This window comes from Pseudomonas sp. LFM046, from assembly GCF_000949385.2.
Classification (GTDB): Bacteria; Pseudomonadota; Gammaproteobacteria; order Pseudomonadales; family Pseudomonadaceae; genus Metapseudomonas.
The window spans coordinates 5,871,509-5,889,782 of record NZ_JYKO02000001.1 but is presented as its reverse complement, the minus strand read 5'-3'; the positions used below and the strand labels follow the sequence as shown (position 1 = coordinate 5,889,782).

Here is an 18,274-nt window from a genome sequence, read left to right as displayed (position 1 = left end):
CGCATCATGGAATGGCTGACCAGCCCGGAAATCTGGGTCGCCTTCTTCACCCTGACCGCCCTGGAGATCGTCCTCGGCATCGACAACATCATCATGATCGCCATTCTCGTGGGCCGCATGCCGCCGCACATGCAGGCGCGCACCCGCTTCTTCGGCCTCGCGCTGGCGATGGTCACCCGAATCGCGCTGCTGCTGTCCATCACCTGGATCATGCGGCTCACCAACGACCTGTTCCATGTGTTCGACCAGGGCATCTCCGGCCGTGACCTGATCCTCTTCTTCGGCGGCCTGTTCCTGCTGTGGAAGAGCAGCACCGAGATGTACCACAGCCTGGAAGGCGAAGACGAAACCGACGAGCAGCCGGCATCCGGTGCGGCGCGCAACTTCATCGGCACCATCATCCAGATCGCCATCATCGACATCGTGTTCTCCCTGGACTCGGTGATCACGGCCGTCGGCATGGTCTCCAACGTGCCGGTGATGGTCGCCGCGATCATCGTCGCCGTGCTGGTGATGATGATGGCCGCCGGCACCATCAGCGCCTTCATCGATCGCCACCCGAGCCTGAAGATGCTGGCCCTGTCCTTCCTGGTGGTGGTGGGTACCGTGCTGATCGCCGAATCCTTCGAAGTCCACGTGCCGAAGGGCTACGTCTACTTCGCCATGGCCTTCTCCCTGGCCGTGGAAGCGCTCAACATCCGCGCCCGCACCGCCCGCGGCCGCAAGGAAGACCCGGTGAAACTGCGCAAGGACATTCCTGGGCAGTAAACCGCAGCCATGAAGAACGGGGCCGAATGGCCCCGTTTTTTATTGCCCCCTGCTTATCCACAAGCGCGTATCCATATCTCCCACAAACCACCTCAAGATTCCCCGCCAAACCGTTGATCGGTAACGGGCAGGATCGGCGATGACGGTCTTTAATACGAGGTAGGCGCCAAGCGAGTCGGACGCTTCCCGGAGACCAGGCCAGGCCACGACGGTCTAACGATGACAGTCCCGTTTCCACTCGCCTGACTTCACCGCTGTATCCCGTGCTTGGGCACAGCGGCCTTCGAGATCGCCAGGAGGGCCACCATGCTGACGCTGCTCAATCTCCTCTCGGCCGTCGCCATGCTCATCTGGGGCACGCACATCGTGCGGACCGGCGTCCTCCGCGTGTACGGCGCCAACCTGCGCCGCCTGCTCAGCCGCAGCATCCGCCGACCGCCCCTGGCCTTCGCCGCCGGCATCGGCGTCACCGCCCTGGTGCAGAGCAGCAATGCCACGGCGCTGCTGGTGGGCTCCTTCGTCGCCCAGGGCCTGATGCTGCTGGCCCCGGCCTTGGCCATCATGCTCGGCGCCGACGTGGGCACGGCGCTGATGGCGCGGGTGCTGACCCTGGACCTGTCCTGGCTGTCGCCGCTGCTGATCTTCTTCGGGGTGATCTTCTTCCTGTCCCGCAAGCAGACCCGCCTCGGCCAGCTGGGCCGCGTCGGCATCGGCCTCGGGCTGATCATCCTCGCCCTGCAACTGATCATCGTCGCCGCCGAACCCATCACCACCGCCAAGGGCGTGAAGGTGCTGTTCTCCTCCCTCACCGGCGACGTGCTGCTGGACGCTTTGACCGGTGCGCTGTTCGCGATGGTGTCCTACTCCAGCCTGGCCGCCGTGCTGCTCACCGCGACCCTTGCCGCGTCCAAGGTGATCTCCCTCAAGGTGGCCCTCTGCCTGGTGATCGGCGCCAACATTGGCAGCGGCATCCTCGCCCTGCTCAGCAGCAGCCTGCAGATCCCCGCCGGCCGCCGGGTGGCCCTGGGCAGCCTGCTGTTCAAGCTGACCGGTTGTGTCCTGGTGCTGCCGCTGGTGGGCCCGCTGGCCAACTGGATGGACGGCTGGCCCATCTCCAATGCCGAACTGGTGATCGCCTTCCACCTGCTCTACAACAGCGTGCGCTGCACCCTCTGCCTGCCGCTGACGGTGCCCATGGCACGTTTCTGCGACTGGCTGATGCCGGACCGTCCGCAGCCTGAAGACGTGGCCAAACCCCGCCACCTCGACCCCGCAGCGCTGGAGACCCCCAGCCTGGCCCTGGCCAACGCGGTGCGCGAAACCCTGCGCATGGGCGATATCGTCGAGCAGATGCTGCACAACCTGCTGCACCTGCTTCGGGACGGCGACCCGTTGCTGGGCAAGGACATCCACCGCATGGACGACGACCTCGACGTGCTCTACACGGCCATCAAGCTCTACCTCGCGCGGATGCCCCGCGAGGACCTGGGCGAACGCGACAGCCGGCGCTGGGCCGAGATCATCGAGTTGACCATCAACCTGGAACAAGCCGGCGACGTCATCGAACGCATGCTCGACGACGTGCAGAGCAAGAACAAAGCCCAGGGGCTGGCCTTCTCCGATGAGGGACTGGAGGAAATCGTCAGCCTCCACGACCAACTGGTGGAAAACCTGCGCCTGGCCCTCTCCGTGTTCCTCAACGGTGACCAGGAGAACGCCAAGCGCCTGCGCCGGGCCAAACAGCGTTTCCGCATCCTCGAGCGGCGCCTCTCCCACGCCCACGTCGCACGCCTGCACCAACAGGTGGTGCAGAGCATCGAGACCAGTGCCCTGCACCTGGGCCTGATCAGCGACATGAAGCGCCTCAACTCGCTGTTCTGCGCCATTGCCTACGCGGTGCTGGACAACCCCGATGCGCCCGAGTCGGTCGACGAGGACGACACGGCAATGGAGCCCCAACGCTATTTCGAACCGGAGATCAGCTCGCACCGCTGAGCCGCGCTCTTCACAGCGTGCCGGGCCAGTTCAGCGTGCTCGGCTATCTCCTGCAGAGCAGCTCGACCCTGGGTGAAGCCCTGGAGGCGGAGCTGCGCTACCAGCGCCTGGTGGGCGAGGGCGGCAGCCTGGTTCTGGAGGTGCGCGGCGACGAACTCTGGACCCTGTATCGCCCGCTGCTCGCCGAGCTGCGCCTGGTCAGGGCCAGAGCAGCTTGATTCCCCACCCCCGGCCCGGCAGTGGCCGACGTCGCCAGGCCGGGTGGCCAATTGCGACAACTGATGCGGATCAACATTTACACGAAGGCAACGGTATAGATTAGATGGCCTTTTGACATCAGGTCACCTCCGCCATGCCGCGCATTCCCGCTCCGCTGCTGCTCGTTTGTGATGACCAGGCCCTCGCCGACCAGGCCCGCCAACTGCTGGCGCGCAGCGCCCTGGACTGCACCGTCCTCGCCCGCGCCTGTGACTGCACGCGAGCCCCGCTTTGCCACTGGCTGAAAGATGCCCCGCTGAGTCAGTCCAGCCGCCTGCATGCCCTGCTGGGGGAAACCGTGGAAGTGCTGGAACGGACCCGGCACGCCTTCAGGTCCAGCGAATTGGGCCGGTTGCGCAAACGCCTCGAACACGCACTGGGGGAGTTGCCGCGGCCAAATGACTCAGGTAAAACCTGAGCGGCACAGGTTCCGCCAAGGCGGAAGCCGGCTTTGCCGGGCAGGACATCAGGGGCCTGCAAGACAAAGCGCCGTGATCGGCCGCTCCTCAAGGGGCAGTCGATCACGGCGCTTTTTTTATGCCCGCAGGAAACATCCAAGGGAGGATGCATGGGCCTGGAACAACTACTCGAGGGGATGCTCAGCCGTATCGGCCTGTCGCGGGGCGAGGTCGCCATGCGCGGTCGCTACCTGGAGTGGCAGGACGCGGACGCCGCGCGGCTGACCCGCCACGCCGAAGACATGGAAGGGTGCCACCGGGCTTTCGTCGAGCGCCTGTACGGCCACCTGGAACAGTTCGACCCCATCGCCGGCATCCTCCGCAACCCCACCACGCTGCAGCGCCTGAAGCACAGCCAGCTGGACTATTACCAGCGCCTCTGGAGCGGCCCCTATGACCGCGACTACGTGCTCAATCGCCTGCGCGTGGGGCTGGTGCACCAGCAGGTCGGGGTGGACCTCAAGTGGTACCTGGGCGCCTACCGCCTGTACCTGGACCACATGCTCGACGCGCTGCTGGGCGAGAGCGAGGCGAGCGCCACCTACGCCAGCCTGCTGAAAGCCGTGTTCTTCGACATGGCGCTGGCCATCGACACCTACAGCAGCGCCCAGCGCCAGGCCCTGGAGGACAGCGAAGCGCGCTTCGCCCGCGCCCTGCGCGGGGCCAACGATGGCCTCTGGGACTGGGACCTGGAACACGACCGCCTTTACCTCTCCGAGCGCTGGGCGGCCATGCTCGGCATGAGCCGCGACAGCCTGGGGGAGGGCAGCGCCAGCTGGTTCGCCCGTGTCCACCCGGACGACCAGCCGGGCCTGCGCCAGGCGGTGGAGGCCCACCTGCGCGGCGAGACGCCCTGGCTGCACCACCAGTACCGCATTCGCCGGAGGGACGGCAGCTATCTCTGGGTGCTGGTACGCGGCGTGGCCGAGTCCGGTCGCATGGCCGGCTCCCAGACCGACATCAGCAAGAACAAGGCCGCCGAGCAGGAGCTGCGCCACGCCGCGCGCCACGACCCGTTGACCGGCCTGGCCAACCGTCTTCGCCTGGATGAACTGCTGCAACGTGCACTGGAACGCCGGCAGCGGCCCGGCGCCCGGGAAGCAGCGCTGCTGTTCGTCGACCTGGACCGTTTCAAGCTGATCAATGACAGCCTCGGCCACGCCATGGGCGACCGGGTCCTGGTGGAAGCCGCCCAGCGCCTGGCCCGCTGCCTGCGCCCCGGCGACCACCTGGCACGTTTCGGCGGTGACGAGTTCGTCGTGCTGCTGGACGACCTGGCCTGCCTCGCCGATGCCGAGCAGGTCGCCCAGCGCATGCTCGACAGCCTGCACCAGCCCCTGCGACTCGACGATCACACCCTGTCGCTGAGCGCCAGCATCGGCATCACCGGGCTCCAGGCCGAAGGCCAGGCGGTGGATACCCTCCAGGCCGCTGACCTGGCGCTGTACCGCGCCAAGGAAGCCGGCAAGGCGCAGTTCGCCCGCTACAGCGCCGAGATGCAGACCGCCGCCCAGAAGCGCCTGGAACTGCACAGCGCCCTGGCCCACGCCCTGGAGCGGCATGAGTTCGAGTTGCACTACCAGCCCATCTGCCGCCTGGACGGCGACCGGCCACAGGTGGTGGCGGTGGAAGCTCTGCTGCGTTGGCGCCGGGGCGACCGGCTGGAATCGCCGCTGCAATTCATCCCGGCCCTGGAGGAATCCGGCGAAATCGTCGCCGTGGGCGACTGGGTGCTGCGCGAGGCCTGTCGGCAGACGCGCCAGTGGCAGTTGGCCGGGCAGCCGGCACTGCGCTGCTCGGTGAACCTCTCCAGCCGTCAGCTATTGCTGCCGGGTTTCGTCCACCGGGTCGCCAGGATTCTCCGGGACACCGGCCTGGCCCCCACCAGCCTGGTGCTTGAAATCACCGAGAGCCTGCTGATGCACGACAGCGCCGACACCCTGGCCTGCCTGCGCGAACTGGCGGTGCTCGGGGTGAGCCTGGCCCTGGACGATTTCGGCACCGGCTACTCCTCGCTGGGTTACCTCAAGCGCTTCCCGCTGCAGATCCTCAAGGTGGACCGCAGCTTCATCGGCGGCGCACCGGATGACCCGGAGCTGAACGCGATCTGCCGGGCCATCATCGGCCTTGGCCGCAGCCTCGGCCTGGAGGTGATGGCCGAAGGCGTGGAAAGCGCCGCGCACCTGGACTTCCTCCTGGACGCGGACTGCCACTACGCCCAGGGCTACTGGTTCAGCCGCCCCCTGCCGCCGGAGGCACTGGAGCCGCTGCTGCGGGGTGAGACAGGGTTCGATGGGGAAGGGCGCCCGCCGGCCGTGTCCGGGCGGAGCCACGCAGACAAGCAGGGAAGCAGCCGATGAAGATCAACATGCCGGTCACCGGCCGGGCGGTCCAGTTCGACGCCAGCGCCAACATCCTCTCCACCACGGACCTCAAGGGCGTCGTCACCCACGTGAACGCCGACTTCCTCGCCATCAGCGGCTTCCAGCGCGAGGAGTTGGTCGGGCGCAGTCACAACCTGGTGCGCCATCCGGACATGCCGCCGGCCGCCTTCGAGCATCTCTGGCAGACCTTGAAGGGCGGGCACAGCTGGATGGGGCTGGTGAAGAACCGCTGCAAGAACGGCGACCATTACTGGGTCAGTGCCTTCGTCACGCCGGTGCTGCGGGACGGACGGGTGGTGGAGTACCAGTCGGTGCGCACCCGCCCTGAGCCCGAGCAAGTGGAGGCGGCGGAGCGGCTCTACGCCCAACTGCGCGCGGGGCAGCGCCCCAGGACACTGCGCCCCGCGCGGCTGGGTCTGCGCGAGCGCCTGGTGGCGATCTGCGGCCTGTCCAGCCTGCTCGGCCTGGGCCTGGACAGTCTGCTGGCGGGCCTGCTGCCCTTCGCGGCGCTGCCCTCCGCCGTCGCCAGCCTCGGCCTCGGCTACGCCCTGATCCGCTGGCAGCTGCAGCCGCTGCAGGCGCTGCTGACAAAGGCCCGTGGCATTGCCCGCAACCCGGTCAGCCAGTGGCTGTATTGCGGACGCAACGACGAGTTCGGCGAGATCGCCTTCGCCCTGCGCATGCTGGAAACGGAGGCGGGCGCCGTGGTCGGGCGGATGGCCGAATCGTCGCGGCAACTGGCCGAGCACGCGGGGCAGCTGGCGGCCTCGGTTTCCAGCAGCAACGAAGCCACGCGCCAGCAGCAGCAGGAGACCGAGCAGGTCGCCACTGCCATGGAGGAGATGACCTGCAGCGTCCAGGATGTGGCGCGCAATGCCCAGGAGAGCGCCACCGCCGCCGATCAGACCGACGCGGCGGCGAGCCTCGGCCGGCATGAAGTGGACATCACCCGCAGCCGCATCGCCGAGCTGGAGGAGGGCGTCCGCCAGGCCAGCGAGGCCGTGAACCTGCTGCAAGGCCAGAGCGGCCACATCGGCCAGGTGCTGGAAGTGATCCGCAGCATCGCCGAGCAAACCAACCTGCTCGCCCTCAACGCGGCCATCGAGGCGGCCCGCGCCGGCGACGCCGGCCGGGGATTCGCCGTGGTGGCCGACGAGGTCCGCGCGCTGGCCTCGCGTACCCGGCAGTCCACCGAAGAAATTCACGAGATGATCGCCAACCTCCAGCAGGGCGCCGGCCAGGCCGCGTCGGCCATGCAGCGCAGCTGCGCCCAGGCCGGCGAGAGCCTGAGCCAGGCCCTGCGCGCCAGCGACTCCCTGGCGCAGATCAACCAGCAGGTCAACGCCATCAATGGCATGAGCCTGCAGATCGCCAGTGCCGTGGAACAGCAGAGCGCCGCCAGCGAGGAGATCCGTCAGAGCCTGGCGAGCATCCGCCAGGCCGCCGACAACAATGCCGACAGCGCCGGGCGCAGCCAGCAGAGCGCGCAGGAAGTCGCCGAACTTGCGGCAGGCCTGCGGTTGCTGGCGCAGCAGTTCTGGGACAGTCATCGTCGCTCCGGCTGAGCCATTGCCAGGCCCTGTGCCCTGGTCCACAGTGCCCGCATCCCCTTTGGAGCAGGACGCCCATGGCCATCAGGAAGCTGCGCATCAGCGATATCGAAGCCCTGCACCGGCTGTTCGCCGAGGTCAGTGCCGAGGGTGAATTCCTGCTGCGGGCCGAAGCGCCGCCCATCGAGCAGATGCGCGCCCTGCTGTTACGGGCACTGCCCCTGGACCTGCCGCAGTTCATCGCTGAGGTGAAGGACGAGCTGGTGGGCTCCATCGAGATTTTCCCCGCCAGCTTCTGTGGGCTGGAAGACAGTTCGGGAGAAGAGTTCGGCGTGCTCGGCATGCAGGTGATGAAGGCCCATCGCGGCCAGGGCCTGGGCAGGCAGCTGATGGCAGCGGCACTGGAGCATTGCAGTCGCCTGGGCATGAACCGGGTGGAACTGGCGGTGCTGAAGTCCAATCGCCCGGCCATTCGCCTCTACGAGCGCTTCGCCTTCCGCTGGGTCGAAGACCTGCCGCCCTGCACCCTGCCCAGCGGCCGCCCCGACCAGCCACAGAAAATGCGCCTGTTGCTGGGCTGAGTGGCAGGCCGTCAGGCCAACGCCTGCTCGCCTTCTCAGGGACGGCGCCCGACAGTATCCTGCGCGCCTTCGTCTTCAGCCTTGTCGCCACCGATGCTGCTCTCCACCTTCAAACCCCAGGTCCTCAAGCTGCTCGAACTGCTGCAGCGCCATCCTCGGCTGATCGCCCTCTATGGCTTCGTTTCGGGAATGGCGAGTTTCTTCCTGGTGGATCGCGGTGCGCGCGTGGCCAAGATGATGGCCATCCTGCTGCTGGTGAGCTGGCTCTGGCTGATGCTGGAGAACCTGTTCCGACGCACCTTCGAGCAGCGCTTCGGCATCGAACTGCCGCCGCCGTTGATGCGTTTCCTGACCCAGCTGATCCACCAGGAAAGCCTGTTCTTCGTGCTGCCGTTCTTCGCCATCACCACCAGCTGGAACAGCGGCCAGGCCCTGTTCACCGGCCTGCTCGGGGTGGCCGCGCTGTGCTCGATCACCGACCCGGTGTACAACCGCCATCTGGCGCCGCGCCGCTGGCTGTTTCTCGCGTACCACACCCTCACGCTGTTCGCCGTACTGCTGGCGTCGCTGCCGCTGATCCTCCAGCAGACCACCGCGCAGAGCTACCGCTGGGCCCTGGGCATCGCCGTGGCGCTATCCTTCGTCAGCCTGTTCGGCGTCATCCGGGTGCAGCGCTGGTGGCGCGGCCTCGGGCTGGTGGGGCTGACCCTGGCACTGGGCGGGCTGGGCTGGGTGACGCGGGTCTGGGTACCGCCGGCGACCCTCTGGCTCACGGAAGTCGCGGTCACTCCCGAGCTGAACGACCACCAGCGCACGCCGGGCGACGGCGTGGAGCAGGTCAGCGCCGCCGACCTGCGCAGCAAGGGGCTCTATGCCTATACCGCGATCAACGCGCCACGCGGACTGAACGAGCGCATCTACCACGTCTGGCGCTTCAACGGCCGCGAGGTGGACCGCATCGCCCTGGATATCCACGGCGGCCGCGAGGCCGGCTACCGCGCCTGGACCCACAAGCAGAACTTCCCGTCCAACCCGGTGGGCCGCTGGCAGGTGCAGGTGCTGACCGAGGCGGGGCAGATGATCGGCACCCTGCGCTTTCGCGTGAACCCGTCCGAGCTACCGCCCAAGCCCCACTGAACGCCCCCTACCAATCCAGCCCAAGGGACGGCTCTTCGTAGGATGGGTGGAGCTTGCGATACCCATCAGCCGCCGCCGATGGGTATCGCTTCGCTCCACCGCATCCTACGGGCACCATGAGTCCTCGGTTTGTGCGTCTCCCACTCCGGTCCGCGCGGACGTCAGCCAAAGAACCAGTAGCAGACGCCGATGGAGGCGAGCACCCCGGACAGGTCGGCCAGCAGGGCGCAGCCCACGGCGTGCCGGGCGCGCTGGATGCCCACCGAACCGAAGTACACCGCGAGCACGTAGAAGGTGGTTTCGGTGCTGCCCTGCATGGTGGCGGCCACCAGCGCGGGGAAGCTGTCGACGCCGTGGCTCTGGATCGTTTCGAGCAACATGGCGCGGGCGGCACTGCCGGAGAAGGGTTTGACCAGGCCGGTGGGCAGGGCCTCGACGAAGCGGCTGTCCATCCCCAGGGCTTCGACTGCCCAGCGAATGACATCGAGCAATTGCTCCAGGGCGCCCGAGGCCCGCAGGGCGCCCACGGCACAGAGCATGGCGACCAGATAGGGCAGGAGGTTCTTCGCCACCTCGAAGCCTTCCTTGGCGCCTTCGACGAAGCATTCGTAGACCGGGACCTTCTTCAGCGCGCCCATCACCAGGAAGCAGAGGATCAGCGCGAACAGCGTGAAGTTGCCGAGCAGCGAGGACAGCGCCGTCAGCGCCGTGGCCGAGAGGCCGGCCAGCACGGCCATGAAGCCGCCGAGCAGTAGCGCGCCACCGCCGAGCCAGGCGAGCAGCACCGGGTCCGTCAGCTTGATCCGCTGCATGACGGCCACCGAGAGCAGCGCCGTGGTGGTGGAAATGGCGTTGGCCAGCAGGATCGGCAGAAACACCATGGCCGGATCGCTGGCGCCGGCCTGGGCGCGGTACATGAAGATGGTCACCGGCAGCAGCACGAAGGAGGAGGCGTTCATCACCATGAACAGCACCTGGGCGTTGCTCGCCGAGGTGCTGCTGGGGTTCAGCTCCTGCAGCGCCTTCATCGCCTTGAGGCCGATGGGGGTGGCGGCGTTATCCAGGCCGAGGCCGTTGGCGGTGAAGCTCAGGGTGACGAGGCCAAGCGCATGGTGGCCACGCGGCACTTCCGGCATCAGGCGGGCGAACAGCGGGCCGAGCAGCCGCGCGAGGACATCCACCAGACCGGCCTTCTCGGCGATGCGCAGGAAGCCCAGCCACAAGGTCAGGGTGCCGAACAGCATGATCATCACGTCGACCGAGAGCTTGGCCATGGCGAACAGGCTCTCCACCATCGCCGCCCAGACACCCGGATCTCCCCCGATCCAACGTCCCAGCGCAGCCACCGCCGCCACCAGGAAGAAGCTCAGCCACAAGCCGTTGAGCATTTGCAGTTCCCCCGAAAACAGTGAGGCGGATTCTAGCGGGGCGCTAGCCATGGCGGCGAATGCAATCTCTGGTGCGAACCTTGGGGAGCCACGCCGGGCCTCGGAGCACCTGCCAGCCCCAACAAAAAAGCCCCGACCAGGTCGGGGCTTTTTCTTCAATCACAACTCGGGATCAGTCGATCACCGCGCGACCGTTGGGCTGCGCTTCGCCGCCGCCCAGGCTGTGCAGGGAGGCCAGGTACTGCTGGCCCTTCTCGGCGTCGTACATGCCTTCCCACTTGGCGATCACCAGCACCGCCAAGGCGTTGCCGATGACATTCAGGGCGGTACGGGCCATGTCCATGATGCGGTCGACGCCGGCGATGAAGGCCAGGCCTTCCAGCGGGATGCCGACGCTGCCCAGGGTGGCCAGCAGCACCACGAAGGACACGCCCGGCACGCCGGCGATGCCCTTGGAGGTGACCATCAGGGTCAGCACCAGCAGCAGCTGCTGGCTGATGCTGAGGTCGATGCCGTAGAGCTGGGCAATGAAGATGGCGGCGATGCTCTGGTACAGGGTCGAGCCATCGAGGTTGAAGGAGTAACCGGTGGGTACCACGAAACTGCTGATGGACTTGGGCGCGCCATAGGCTTCCATCTTTTCGATGATGCGCGGCAGCACGGTCTCGGAGCTCGCGGTGGAGTAGGCGAGGATCAGCTCGTCCTTGAAGATGCGCATCAGCTTGGTGACGGAGAAGCCGAACAGGCGCGCCACCAGGCCCAGCACCATGAAGGCGAAGAAGGCGATGGCGAAGTAGACCAGCACCACCAGCTTGGCCAGCGGCAGCAGGGAGGCGAAGCCGAAGTTGGCCACGGTCACGGCGATCAGCGCGAACACGCCGATGGGGGCGTAGGCCATGATCATGTGGGTGACCTTGAACATGGTCTCGGACACGCCCTGGAAGACCTTCACCAGCGGCTCACGGGTCTCGCTCGGGAGGCTCGACAGGCCGAGGCCGAACATCACCGAGAAGAAGATGATCGGCAGCATCTCGCCACGGGCGACGGCGGCGAAGATGTTGGAGGGGATCAGGTTCAGCAGGGTCGAGACCAGCGCGTGGTCGTGCTGCACTTCCTGGGCGGTCTGCTGGTACTTGGAGATGTCCACGGTACCCAGCGTGCTCATGTCGATGCCGGTGCCGGGCTGGAAGAAGTTCGCCAGCAGCAGGCCGACCACGATCGCCACGGTGGTGATGATCTCGAAGTAGATGATGGTCTTCAGGCCGATGCGGCCAAGCTTCTTGGCGTCGCCCACGCCGGCGATGCCGACGACCAGCGAAGCGATGACGATCGGGATGACGATCATCTTGATCAGGCGGATGAAAATCTCACCGGCCGGTTGCAGGACGTTGGCGATCCACCAGGCCTTCTCGGCGCTGAAGTGGTTGAGCAGGGCACCAATGGCGATACCCAGCACCAGCCCGATGAGAATCTGCCATGCGAGGCTCAGTCTGGCCTTGGTCATAGTCGTCACCCTCTGAATTCTTGTGGAAGTCGGGAGTGCAGCAGCGTCCGGGGTGGCCGGGCGAGCCGCAAAAGGGGCGCCATGATTCATAGGGTGCTAATGATCGTCTAATGCCGTAACCGTCTACCCCATGCCGAATCGGCATGACGAAAATCACATGGGACGATGGTTCAAGAGACCGCCGCCTAGCGATTCCGGCATGGGCAATTTCCCGGAAACGGCGGCAGCAAAGTGCGTGAGGGCCATCTAGGCTGTCTGGTTCCAGCCCGGTTGGGCACCCGTCTGTGCAAGAAAGGAGAACAGCCATGAAGAAGGTCCTGGTGCTGTATTACTCGATGTACGGTCATATCGAACGCATGGCGGAATCGGTCGCCGAAGGGGCGCGCAGCGTGCCGGGGGTGGAAGTGACGCTGAAGCGGGTGCCGGAAACCATGCCCGAGGACATCGCCCGCAATGCCGGCGCCAAGCTGGACCAGGCCGCGCCGGTGGCGAGCCCGCAGGAGCTGGCGGACTACGATGCCATCCTGTTCGGCACGCCGACCCGCTTCGGCAACATGACCGCGCAGATGCGCAACTTCCTCGACCAGACCGGCGGGCTCTGGGTGAAGGGGGCGCTGATCGGCAAGATCGGCAGCGTCTTCACCTCCACCGGCACGGGTGGCGGCTCGGAAACCACCATCACCTCCGTCTGGCACACCCTGGCGCACCACGGAATGCTCATTGCCGGCCTGCCTTATTCGGCACCGGAGCTCACGGATATCAGTGAACTGCGCGGTGGCTCGCCCTATGGCGCAGCGACAGTGGCGGGGGCCGACGGCTCACGCACGCCGAGCGACAAGGAACTGGCCCTGGCGAGGTTCCAGGGTGCACACGTGGCGAAGATGGTCAGCAGGATGGCGTGAAGCCGGAGCCAGGGCAGCGGCAGTACTCCGCACCGCCGCGATGCCCTGGTGTGCTTACGGGTTCATGACACCCGGCGCGTCATGCGGCCGGTATCGCTCTAATCAGGCAGGCAGGTCCGCCTCCTGCGGTAGCCATTCGGAGAGTAGCCCCAGCAGCCCCAGCAGCCCCAGCAGCCCCAGCAGTCCTATCAGCTGGTGTGGGCCCGCTTTCAGGGTCTTGGGTATTTCGGGCGAGTACGTCAGGAAAGCAGTCATTCTCTTGTCCTCCCTCGGGTTGGAGTCGGGTTGGAATTGCCGGACGGGCCGGCGTTGGGCCTTCGACAGCACTGCCCATGTCATTCAAAACGCCGAACAACCAGGCTCCGTTGGTTCAATTGGTCATTACGCTTACCAATCCAACCCCACGGAATCTGGCTCGATTCGGCGTCTTTCCCTCAGGCAGATTGCACATCGTCAAAGGAACCGGAACCCCCTTGTTCCGGGCGGAGCGCACCTGAACGCGCAAGGGCCCGGGACGTCCATGGGCCCTTTCGGCATTCAGGTAACCACGGATGCGGCAACACCTGTGCCAGCCCCTGCCAGGGAGAAAATCGCCGCCAGATCAGGACGTTAACTACTGAATCGGGATTGCCTGCACGTGCAGGCTGCAAGGCACGCCGGAAACGTGCGTGCGACTTGCACGACGTTTCCTGGACCCACTTTCCACGACTCGGACAGGGAGCCGGAGCATGGGCCAGATCGCTGAACACCAGGAAGAACCCTGTTGGCGGCCGACGGCGCGCGCGCCGAGCGACAAGGAACAGGCCCGGGTGAGGTTTCAGGGGGAAGACGTGGCGGGGAGGGCCAGCAGAATGGCGTCGTTATCCGCTGCCGCCGGGGCTGGCATGCATCCAGCTCCCGGCAGCAGCTACCTGACCCGGCCCGCTTGCGCGGAGGCAACCCTTTTGCCCCCAGGTCGCGCCGCTCCTGACGACGCAGTGCAACCCGGCCCCCTGGTCCATCGGCCCGTTCCCGGGCTCCGATCCTTCGAGTCCTCGATGCCCCTCAGGGTTCGGAAATCAATTGTCCTTTCAGGCGGCGCCCGGCCTGATCAGCCGTTTCGGCGCCCCATGATGAATGACAACACGCACAGCACCAGGAAGATGACGAAGAGGACCTTCGCGATGCCCGTGGCGGTCCCGGCTATGCCGCCAAACCCAAGCACGGCGGCAACAATGGCGATAGCCAGGAATGCAAGTGCCCAACTCAGCATGGCCGTTCTCCTTCTACTGCATTGGTTTCTTCCGCGCACCGGCACACGGGTCGGTCTGCGTCTTGGCCGCCGGCACGGCAGGCAGAATCACACCGGCGGGAATTGAGAACCTTTCAAACGCGCCGCGCAGCAAGGCGAGGACGCGCAGCGTGGCGGTCAGGACGATGGCTGAGCTCCCCATGGCCGTCTCCTCTGACTTCCCTCAGAACACCCAGCGCGGCTGGATGCGGAATTCGCCCTGGCCGGTCTGACTCACTTCCTGCAACGGACCGCCAGCGTGTGACGGGGCAATAAAGCCCGTCTGGTCCGAAGCGGGAAGCTGCAAGGGCGCGGACTTCAGGTGTTCGCGCAGCTTCTGTTCGGCGAATAGCCCAAGCAACACCACCAGGCCGATCAGCAAGACCTTGAGCCATCTGGACGAGCGTGTCTGGAAACCTTTCATCCTCGAACCCTCCGCCTGGGCGGACGTGCCAGTTCTGGAGCTATGGCTGCACATCCGATGCCACGCAGCCTCTTTCCAGAACCCCCAATGAATCAACGGCTTGTCTCAGCCGTCCACGGCGGGAAAGCGGTACTTTGCACGGTTCGGGATGCTTTGCTCGGGCAAATTGCACGCCAAGAAAAAGCCCGGTACGTCCCTGTTCCGGGCGGAGTGTCCTGGGGGCACGACGGGGCCACAAGAGGTAGAAATGCCCTTGGCCGACAGGTGTCAGAAGCGTCGCAAGGCCTGTGCCAACCCCGCCATCCGAGAAAAGCCCTTCTTATCAGTCGGTTAGATGCACGGGAGAAGGCTTCTACACATGCAGGCTGCATGAGACGTAGGAAAAACACGTGCAACTTGCACGAAATTTCTTGGACTAACCTTCTATGACTCGGAAATGGAGCGAGAGCATGGAACGGGTAACCGAGAACCAGGGACGAATCCTGCTGGTGGATGACGAAGCCGCCATCCTGCGCACGTTCCGTTATTGCCTGGAAGACGAGGGCTACAGCGTTTCCACCGCCGCCAGTGCGGCCCAGGCCGACGCACTCCTGCAACGCCAGGTGTTCGACCTCTGCTTCCTCGACCTGCGCCTGGGCGAAGACAACGGCCTCGACGTACTGGCACAGATGCGTATCCAGGCACCCTGGATGCGCGTGGTCATCGTCACGGCACACTCGGCCGTGGACACTGCGGTGGACGCCATGCAGGCCGGCGCCGCCGACTACCTGGTCAAGCCCTGCAGCCCGGACCAGCTGCGCATGGCGGCGGTCAAGCAACTGGAAGTACGGCAGCTCACCGCTCGCCTGGAAGCCCTGGAGGGCGAAATGCGCCGCGGCGGCGACGGCCTGGATTCCCAGAGCCCGGCCATGATGGCGGTGCTGGAGACCGCCCGGCAGGTAGCCGCCACCGACGCCAACATCCTCATCCTCGGCGAGTCCGGCACCGGCAAGGGTGAACTGGCCCGCGCCATCCACGGCTGGAGCAAACGGGCGAAGAAGTCCTTTGTCACCATCGCCTGCCCGTCGCTTTCGGCTGACCTGATGGAAAGCGAGCTCTTCGGGCACAACCGTGGCGCGTTCACCGGCGCCAGCGAAAGCACCCTCGGCCGGGTCAGCCAGGCTGACGGCGGCACCCTGTTCCTCGACGAGATCGGCGACTTCCCCCTGAGCCTGCAGCCCAAGCTGCTGCGCTTCATCCAGGACAAGGAATACGAGCGGGTGGGAGACCCGGTGACGCGTCGCGCAGACGTTCGCCTCCTCGCCGCCACCAACCTCGATCTGGATGAAATGGTCCGCGCCGGCCGCTTCCGCGAGGACCTGCTCTACCGCATCAACGTGATCGCCCTGAGCCTGCCGCCGCTGCGCGAGCGCCAGGAGGACATCCTCGACCTCGCCGAACGCTTCCTCGCCCGCTTCGTTCATGACTATGGACGCCCGGCGAGAGGGTTCAGCGAGGAGGCGATGGCGGCGCTGACCGGCTACCGCTGGCCCGGCAATGTGCGCGAACTGCGCAATGTGGTGGAGCGCGCCAGCATCATCTGCAACCAGGAATGGGTGGATGTCAGCCACCTGGGGCTGGGCGACACGCCGGCCGCCAACACCCCCCGGGTAGGCGGCCCGCTGAGTCTGGAAGAACTGGAACGGGCGCATATCGCCGGGGTGCTGGCCAGCAGCGACACCCTGGACCAGGCCGCCCGTACCCTCGGCATCGACGCGTCCACCCTGTACCGCAAGCGCAAGCTCTACGGCCTCTGACCCGGCCCCGCCATGCGCCTGCGCACACAGTTGTTCCTGAGCATCTCCGCTCTGATCACCGTGGCCATCGTGGGCCTGGTGCTGGGGCTGGTCAGCATGGTGCAGACGGGCGGGGCCCAGGAAAATCTGATCAAGCAGTCCTTCGCCACCATCGAGATCAGCCTGCGCATGCGTCAGCATCTGGGGGACCAGATGGTCAACCTGACGGCGCAGCACCTGGACATGGCGGCACTGGAGCAGTCGCAGAAGCAATTCCTCGCCGCTCTGGAGGAGGGCAAGGACTTGGCGGGCGATAACGAGACCCGCGAGCACTTCCGCAGGATCGCCGCGGCCTACCAGACCTTCCTCGACGTGGTGCGCCAGCCCGCCAACCTGCGCATGAGCCTGCTGGAGGATGATGACTTCAGCCACGCCCTGGACGGCCTGCACGTCAGCATGATGGACCTGCAGCGCCATTCCCTCGCGGTCGTGGGGGAAGCGGAAAACGCCGCACGCAACCGCGCCCTGCTGATCGCCGGCCTGCTGGGCTTGCTGAGCGTGGCGGTGCTGACGATCGGCTTCGTCACCGCTGGCGGCATTGCCCGGCGCTTCGGCGGCCCCATCGACGCCCTGGCCAAGGCTGCCGACCAGATCAGCCAGGGGGATTTCCAGGTCACCCTGCCGTTATCGCCGGTCAACGAGATCGCCGTGCTGATCCGTCGCTTCGGCCTGATGGCCGAGGCCCTGCGCCTGTTCAAGGAAACCGATATCGAGAAGCTGCTAGCCGAGCAGCAACGGCTGAGGGCCGTGCTCGACAGCATTGACGATGGCCTGCTGATCCTCGATCGCCAGGGCCGCGTGCAACACGCCAATCCGGTGGCCCAACGGCAGCTCTCCTGGGACGAAGTGCCCGGTGGCCAGCCGCTGTCCCGGGCCCTGGGTCTGCCGGAGCTGGAGGCCATAGCCCAGCGGGTGCTGCGGGGTGAGACTCTGGAAGACGATCCCGACGACCTGGGGGTCGAGGTTGCAGGGGAACAACGCCTGCTGAGTTGGCGGCTGGTGCCGGTCATGCTCGGTGAAGGGCGCCTGGTGGGTGGCGTGATGGTGCTGCGGGACGTGACCGAGGCGCGGGCCTTCGAGCGGGTGCGCAATGAGTTCGTGTTGCGCGCCTCCCACGAGCTGCGCACGCCGGTGGCCGGCATGCAGATGGCCTTCGGCCTGCTCAACGAGCGCCTTCACTTCGAGCCCGAGGAGCGCGAGGCCGACCTGCTGAAGACCGTGGACGAGGAGATGCAGCGGCTGGTGCGGCTGATCAACGACCTGCTGGACTTCTCCCGCTACCAGAGCGGGGTCAAGGCCCTGGAGCGCGAACCCTGCGATGTGGAGGAGCTGCTGGCCCAGCTGCGTCAGCGGTTTGCTCCCCATGCCAGCGAGCGGGGCATCGAGATCGAGCTGGAACTGCACCCGCCCGTGCCGCGGGTTAACGTGGATCGCCTGCAGATCGAACGGGTGCTGGACAACCTTGTGGGCAATGCCATCCGCCACAGCCCCGACGGCGGCCATATCCGCCTGCAGCTCCGGCGTCACGGCGAGCGGGTGCTGGTGAGCGTCACCGACGAAGGCGAGGGCATTCCCTACAGCCAGCAGGCGCGCATCTTCGAGCCCTTCGTACAGATCGGCCACCAGAAGGGTGGCGCCGGCCTGGGGCTGGCCCTGTGCAAAGAGATCGTGCAGCTGCACGGCGGGCGCGTCGGCCTCTATTCAAGGCCGGGGCAGGGTGCGCAGTTCTATGTGACGTTGCCGGTGTGAAGTTGGCCGAATGCGCGGTTGCTTGTAGGGGCGAATTCATTCGCCAAGCAGGCCGAAGGTCTGCCCTGCAG

Annotated in this window: 17 protein-coding genes; 11 read left to right on the top strand and 6 right to left on the bottom strand. The window is 66.2% G+C overall.

Translation table 11 applies throughout. The features are described from left to right. The first annotated feature begins 6 nt into the window (after nt 1–6). The 8 genes from TQ98_RS27120 (at nt 7) to TQ98_RS27085 (ending at nt 9,131) form a co-directional block, all read left to right on the top strand. On the top strand, nt 7–768 hold the full coding sequence (locus TQ98_RS27120) for a TerC family protein (RefSeq protein ID WP_044873431.1): 762 nt from the start codon (nt 7–9) through the stop codon (nt 766–768). A 306-nt stretch (nt 769–1,074) separates the two neighbouring features. Beyond that, a complete protein-coding gene (locus TQ98_RS27115; protein WP_044873430.1) occupies nt 1,075–2,763 on the top strand; it encodes a Na/Pi cotransporter family protein in 1,689 nt (562 codons plus the stop codon). 17 nt (nt 2,764–2,780) lie between these two features. Further along, the gene (locus TQ98_RS28220) at nt 2,781–2,981 is read left to right on the top strand and encodes an AraC family transcriptional regulator ligand-binding domain-containing protein (RefSeq protein ID WP_044873429.1); all 201 of its coding nucleotides are present in this window, start codon (nt 2,781–2,783) and stop codon (nt 2,979–2,981) included. Nucleotides 2,982–3,115: 134 nt separating this feature from the next. Further along, nucleotides 3,116–3,439 carry a hypothetical protein gene (locus TQ98_RS27105; RefSeq protein WP_044873428.1) on the top strand — a complete coding sequence of 108 codons (324 nt, stop codon included), beginning with the start codon at nt 3,116–3,118 and terminating at the stop codon, nt 3,437–3,439. Nucleotides 3,440–3,589: 150 nt separating this feature from the next. Beyond that, nucleotides 3,590–5,839: an EAL domain-containing protein gene (locus tag TQ98_RS27100; RefSeq protein WP_103103115.1), complete on the top strand. Its 2,250-nt coding sequence runs from the start codon at nt 3,590–3,592 to the stop codon at nt 5,837–5,839. Beyond that, entirely contained in the window at nt 5,836–7,428 is a 1,593-nt protein-coding gene (locus TQ98_RS27095) for a PAS domain-containing methyl-accepting chemotaxis protein (protein WP_044873425.1), read from the top strand. Before TQ98_RS27100 ends, TQ98_RS27095 begins: the two co-directional genes overlap by 4 nt. A gap of 62 nt (nt 7,429–7,490) precedes the next feature. After that, nucleotides 7,491–7,994: a GNAT family N-acetyltransferase gene (locus TQ98_RS27090; protein ID WP_044873424.1), complete on the top strand. Its 504-nt coding sequence runs from the start codon at nt 7,491–7,493 to the stop codon at nt 7,992–7,994. Between the two features lie 93 nt (nt 7,995–8,087). After that, nucleotides 8,088–9,131 carry a DUF5924 family protein gene (locus TQ98_RS27085; protein ID WP_044873423.1) on the top strand — a complete coding sequence of 348 codons (1,044 nt, stop codon included), beginning with the start codon at nt 8,088–8,090 and terminating at the stop codon, nt 9,129–9,131. A 161-nt stretch (nt 9,132–9,292) separates the two neighbouring features. Here the strand turns inward: TQ98_RS27085 and TQ98_RS27080 are convergent, their stop codons facing one another. After that, the gene (locus TQ98_RS27080; RefSeq protein WP_044873422.1) at nt 9,293–10,519 is read right to left on the bottom strand and encodes a spore maturation protein; all 1,227 of its coding nucleotides are present in this window, start codon (nt 10,517–10,519) and stop codon (nt 9,293–9,295) included. Between the two features lie 172 nt (nt 10,520–10,691). Continuing rightward, a complete protein-coding gene (gene gltP / locus TQ98_RS27075) occupies nt 10,692–12,023 on the bottom strand; it encodes a glutamate/aspartate:proton symporter GltP (RefSeq protein WP_044873421.1) in 1,332 nt (443 codons plus the stop codon). 305 nt (nt 12,024–12,328) lie between these two features. On the opposite strand from gltP, the gene wrbA reads away from it, so the two are divergent. Further along, complete coding sequence (gene wrbA / locus TQ98_RS27070) at nt 12,329–12,925, top strand: NAD(P)H:quinone oxidoreductase (protein ID WP_044873420.1); 597 nt, start codon at nt 12,329–12,331, stop codon at nt 12,923–12,925. Nucleotides 12,926–13,027: 102 nt separating this feature from the next. On the opposite strand, the gene TQ98_RS27840 is transcribed toward wrbA, so the two are convergent. The 4 genes from TQ98_RS27840 to TQ98_RS27055 all read right to left on the bottom strand — a co-directional run bounded on the left by TQ98_RS27840 (nt 13,028) and on the right by TQ98_RS27055 (nt 14,619). Then, nucleotides 13,028–13,180, bottom strand: coding sequence for a hypothetical protein (locus TQ98_RS27840; protein WP_158249372.1), 153 nt, complete (start codon nt 13,178–13,180; stop codon nt 13,028–13,030). 835 nt (nt 13,181–14,015) lie between these two features. Continuing rightward, entirely contained in the window at nt 14,016–14,177 is a 162-nt protein-coding gene (locus TQ98_RS27060; protein WP_044873418.1) for a DUF1328 domain-containing protein, read from the bottom strand. A 13-nt stretch (nt 14,178–14,190) separates the two neighbouring features. Further along, the gene (locus TQ98_RS27835; protein ID WP_158249371.1) at nt 14,191–14,358 is read right to left on the bottom strand and encodes a hypothetical protein; all 168 of its coding nucleotides are present in this window, start codon (nt 14,356–14,358) and stop codon (nt 14,191–14,193) included. A gap of 21 nt (nt 14,359–14,379) precedes the next feature. Continuing rightward, nucleotides 14,380–14,619, bottom strand: a complete 240-nt coding sequence (locus TQ98_RS27055; RefSeq protein ID WP_044873417.1) for a hypothetical protein — start codon at nt 14,617–14,619, stop codon at nt 14,380–14,382. Nucleotides 14,620–15,068: 449 nt separating this feature from the next. On the opposite strand from TQ98_RS27055, the gene algB reads away from it, so the two are divergent. Together algB and TQ98_RS27045 are read left to right on the top strand one after the other, a co-directional pair. Then, complete coding sequence (gene algB, locus TQ98_RS27050; protein WP_044873416.1) at nt 15,069–16,415, top strand: sigma-54-dependent response regulator transcription factor AlgB; 1,347 nt, start codon at nt 15,069–15,071, stop codon at nt 16,413–16,415. Nucleotides 16,416–16,427: 12 nt separating this feature from the next. After that, the gene (locus TQ98_RS27045) at nt 16,428–18,203 is read left to right on the top strand and encodes a KinB sensor domain-containing domain (protein WP_044873415.1); all 1,776 of its coding nucleotides are present in this window, start codon (nt 16,428–16,430) and stop codon (nt 18,201–18,203) included. Nucleotides 18,204–18,274: the final 71 nt, after the last annotated feature.

Excerpts from the sequence above, each read along its gene's own strand:
- TQ98_RS27045 (WP_044873415.1), top strand. The coding sequence starts at position 16,428 with ATGCGCCTGCGCACACAGTTGTTCCTGAGCATCTCCGCTCTGATCACC.
- TQ98_RS27115 (WP_044873430.1), top strand. The coding sequence starts at position 1,075 with ATGCTGACGCTGCTCAATCTCCTCTCGGCCGTCGCCATGCTCATCTGG.
- TQ98_RS27100 (WP_103103115.1), top strand. The coding sequence starts at position 3,590 with ATGGGCCTGGAACAACTACTCGAGGGGATGCTCAGCCGTATCGGCCTG.
- TQ98_RS27090 (WP_044873424.1), top strand. The coding sequence starts at position 7,491 with ATGGCCATCAGGAAGCTGCGCATCAGCGATATCGAAGCCCTGCACCGG.
- TQ98_RS27055 (WP_044873417.1), bottom strand. The coding sequence starts at position 14,619 with ATGAAAGGTTTCCAGACACGCTCGTCCAGATGGCTCAAGGTCTTGCTG.
- TQ98_RS27060 (WP_044873418.1), bottom strand. The coding sequence starts at position 14,177 with ATGCTGAGTTGGGCACTTGCATTCCTGGCTATCGCCATTGTTGCCGCC.
- gltP (WP_044873421.1), bottom strand. The coding sequence starts at position 12,023 with ATGACCAAGGCCAGACTGAGCCTCGCATGGCAGATTCTCATCGGGCTG.
- TQ98_RS27105 (WP_044873428.1), top strand. The coding sequence starts at position 3,116 with ATGCCGCGCATTCCCGCTCCGCTGCTGCTCGTTTGTGATGACCAGGCC.
- algB (WP_044873416.1), top strand. The coding sequence starts at position 15,069 with ATGGAACGGGTAACCGAGAACCAGGGACGAATCCTGCTGGTGGATGAC.
- TQ98_RS27120 (WP_044873431.1), top strand. The coding sequence starts at position 7 with ATGGAATGGCTGACCAGCCCGGAAATCTGGGTCGCCTTCTTCACCCTG.
- TQ98_RS27085 (WP_044873423.1), top strand. The coding sequence starts at position 8,088 with ATGCTGCTCTCCACCTTCAAACCCCAGGTCCTCAAGCTGCTCGAACTG.
- TQ98_RS27095 (WP_044873425.1), top strand. The coding sequence starts at position 5,836 with ATGAAGATCAACATGCCGGTCACCGGCCGGGCGGTCCAGTTCGACGCC.
- wrbA (WP_044873420.1), top strand. The coding sequence starts at position 12,329 with ATGAAGAAGGTCCTGGTGCTGTATTACTCGATGTACGGTCATATCGAA.
- TQ98_RS27840 (WP_158249372.1), bottom strand. The coding sequence starts at position 13,180 with ATGACTGCTTTCCTGACGTACTCGCCCGAAATACCCAAGACCCTGAAA.
- TQ98_RS27080 (WP_044873422.1), bottom strand. The coding sequence starts at position 10,519 with ATGCTCAACGGCTTGTGGCTGAGCTTCTTCCTGGTGGCGGCGGTGGCT.
- TQ98_RS27835 (WP_158249371.1), bottom strand. The coding sequence starts at position 14,358 with ATGGGGAGCTCAGCCATCGTCCTGACCGCCACGCTGCGCGTCCTCGCC.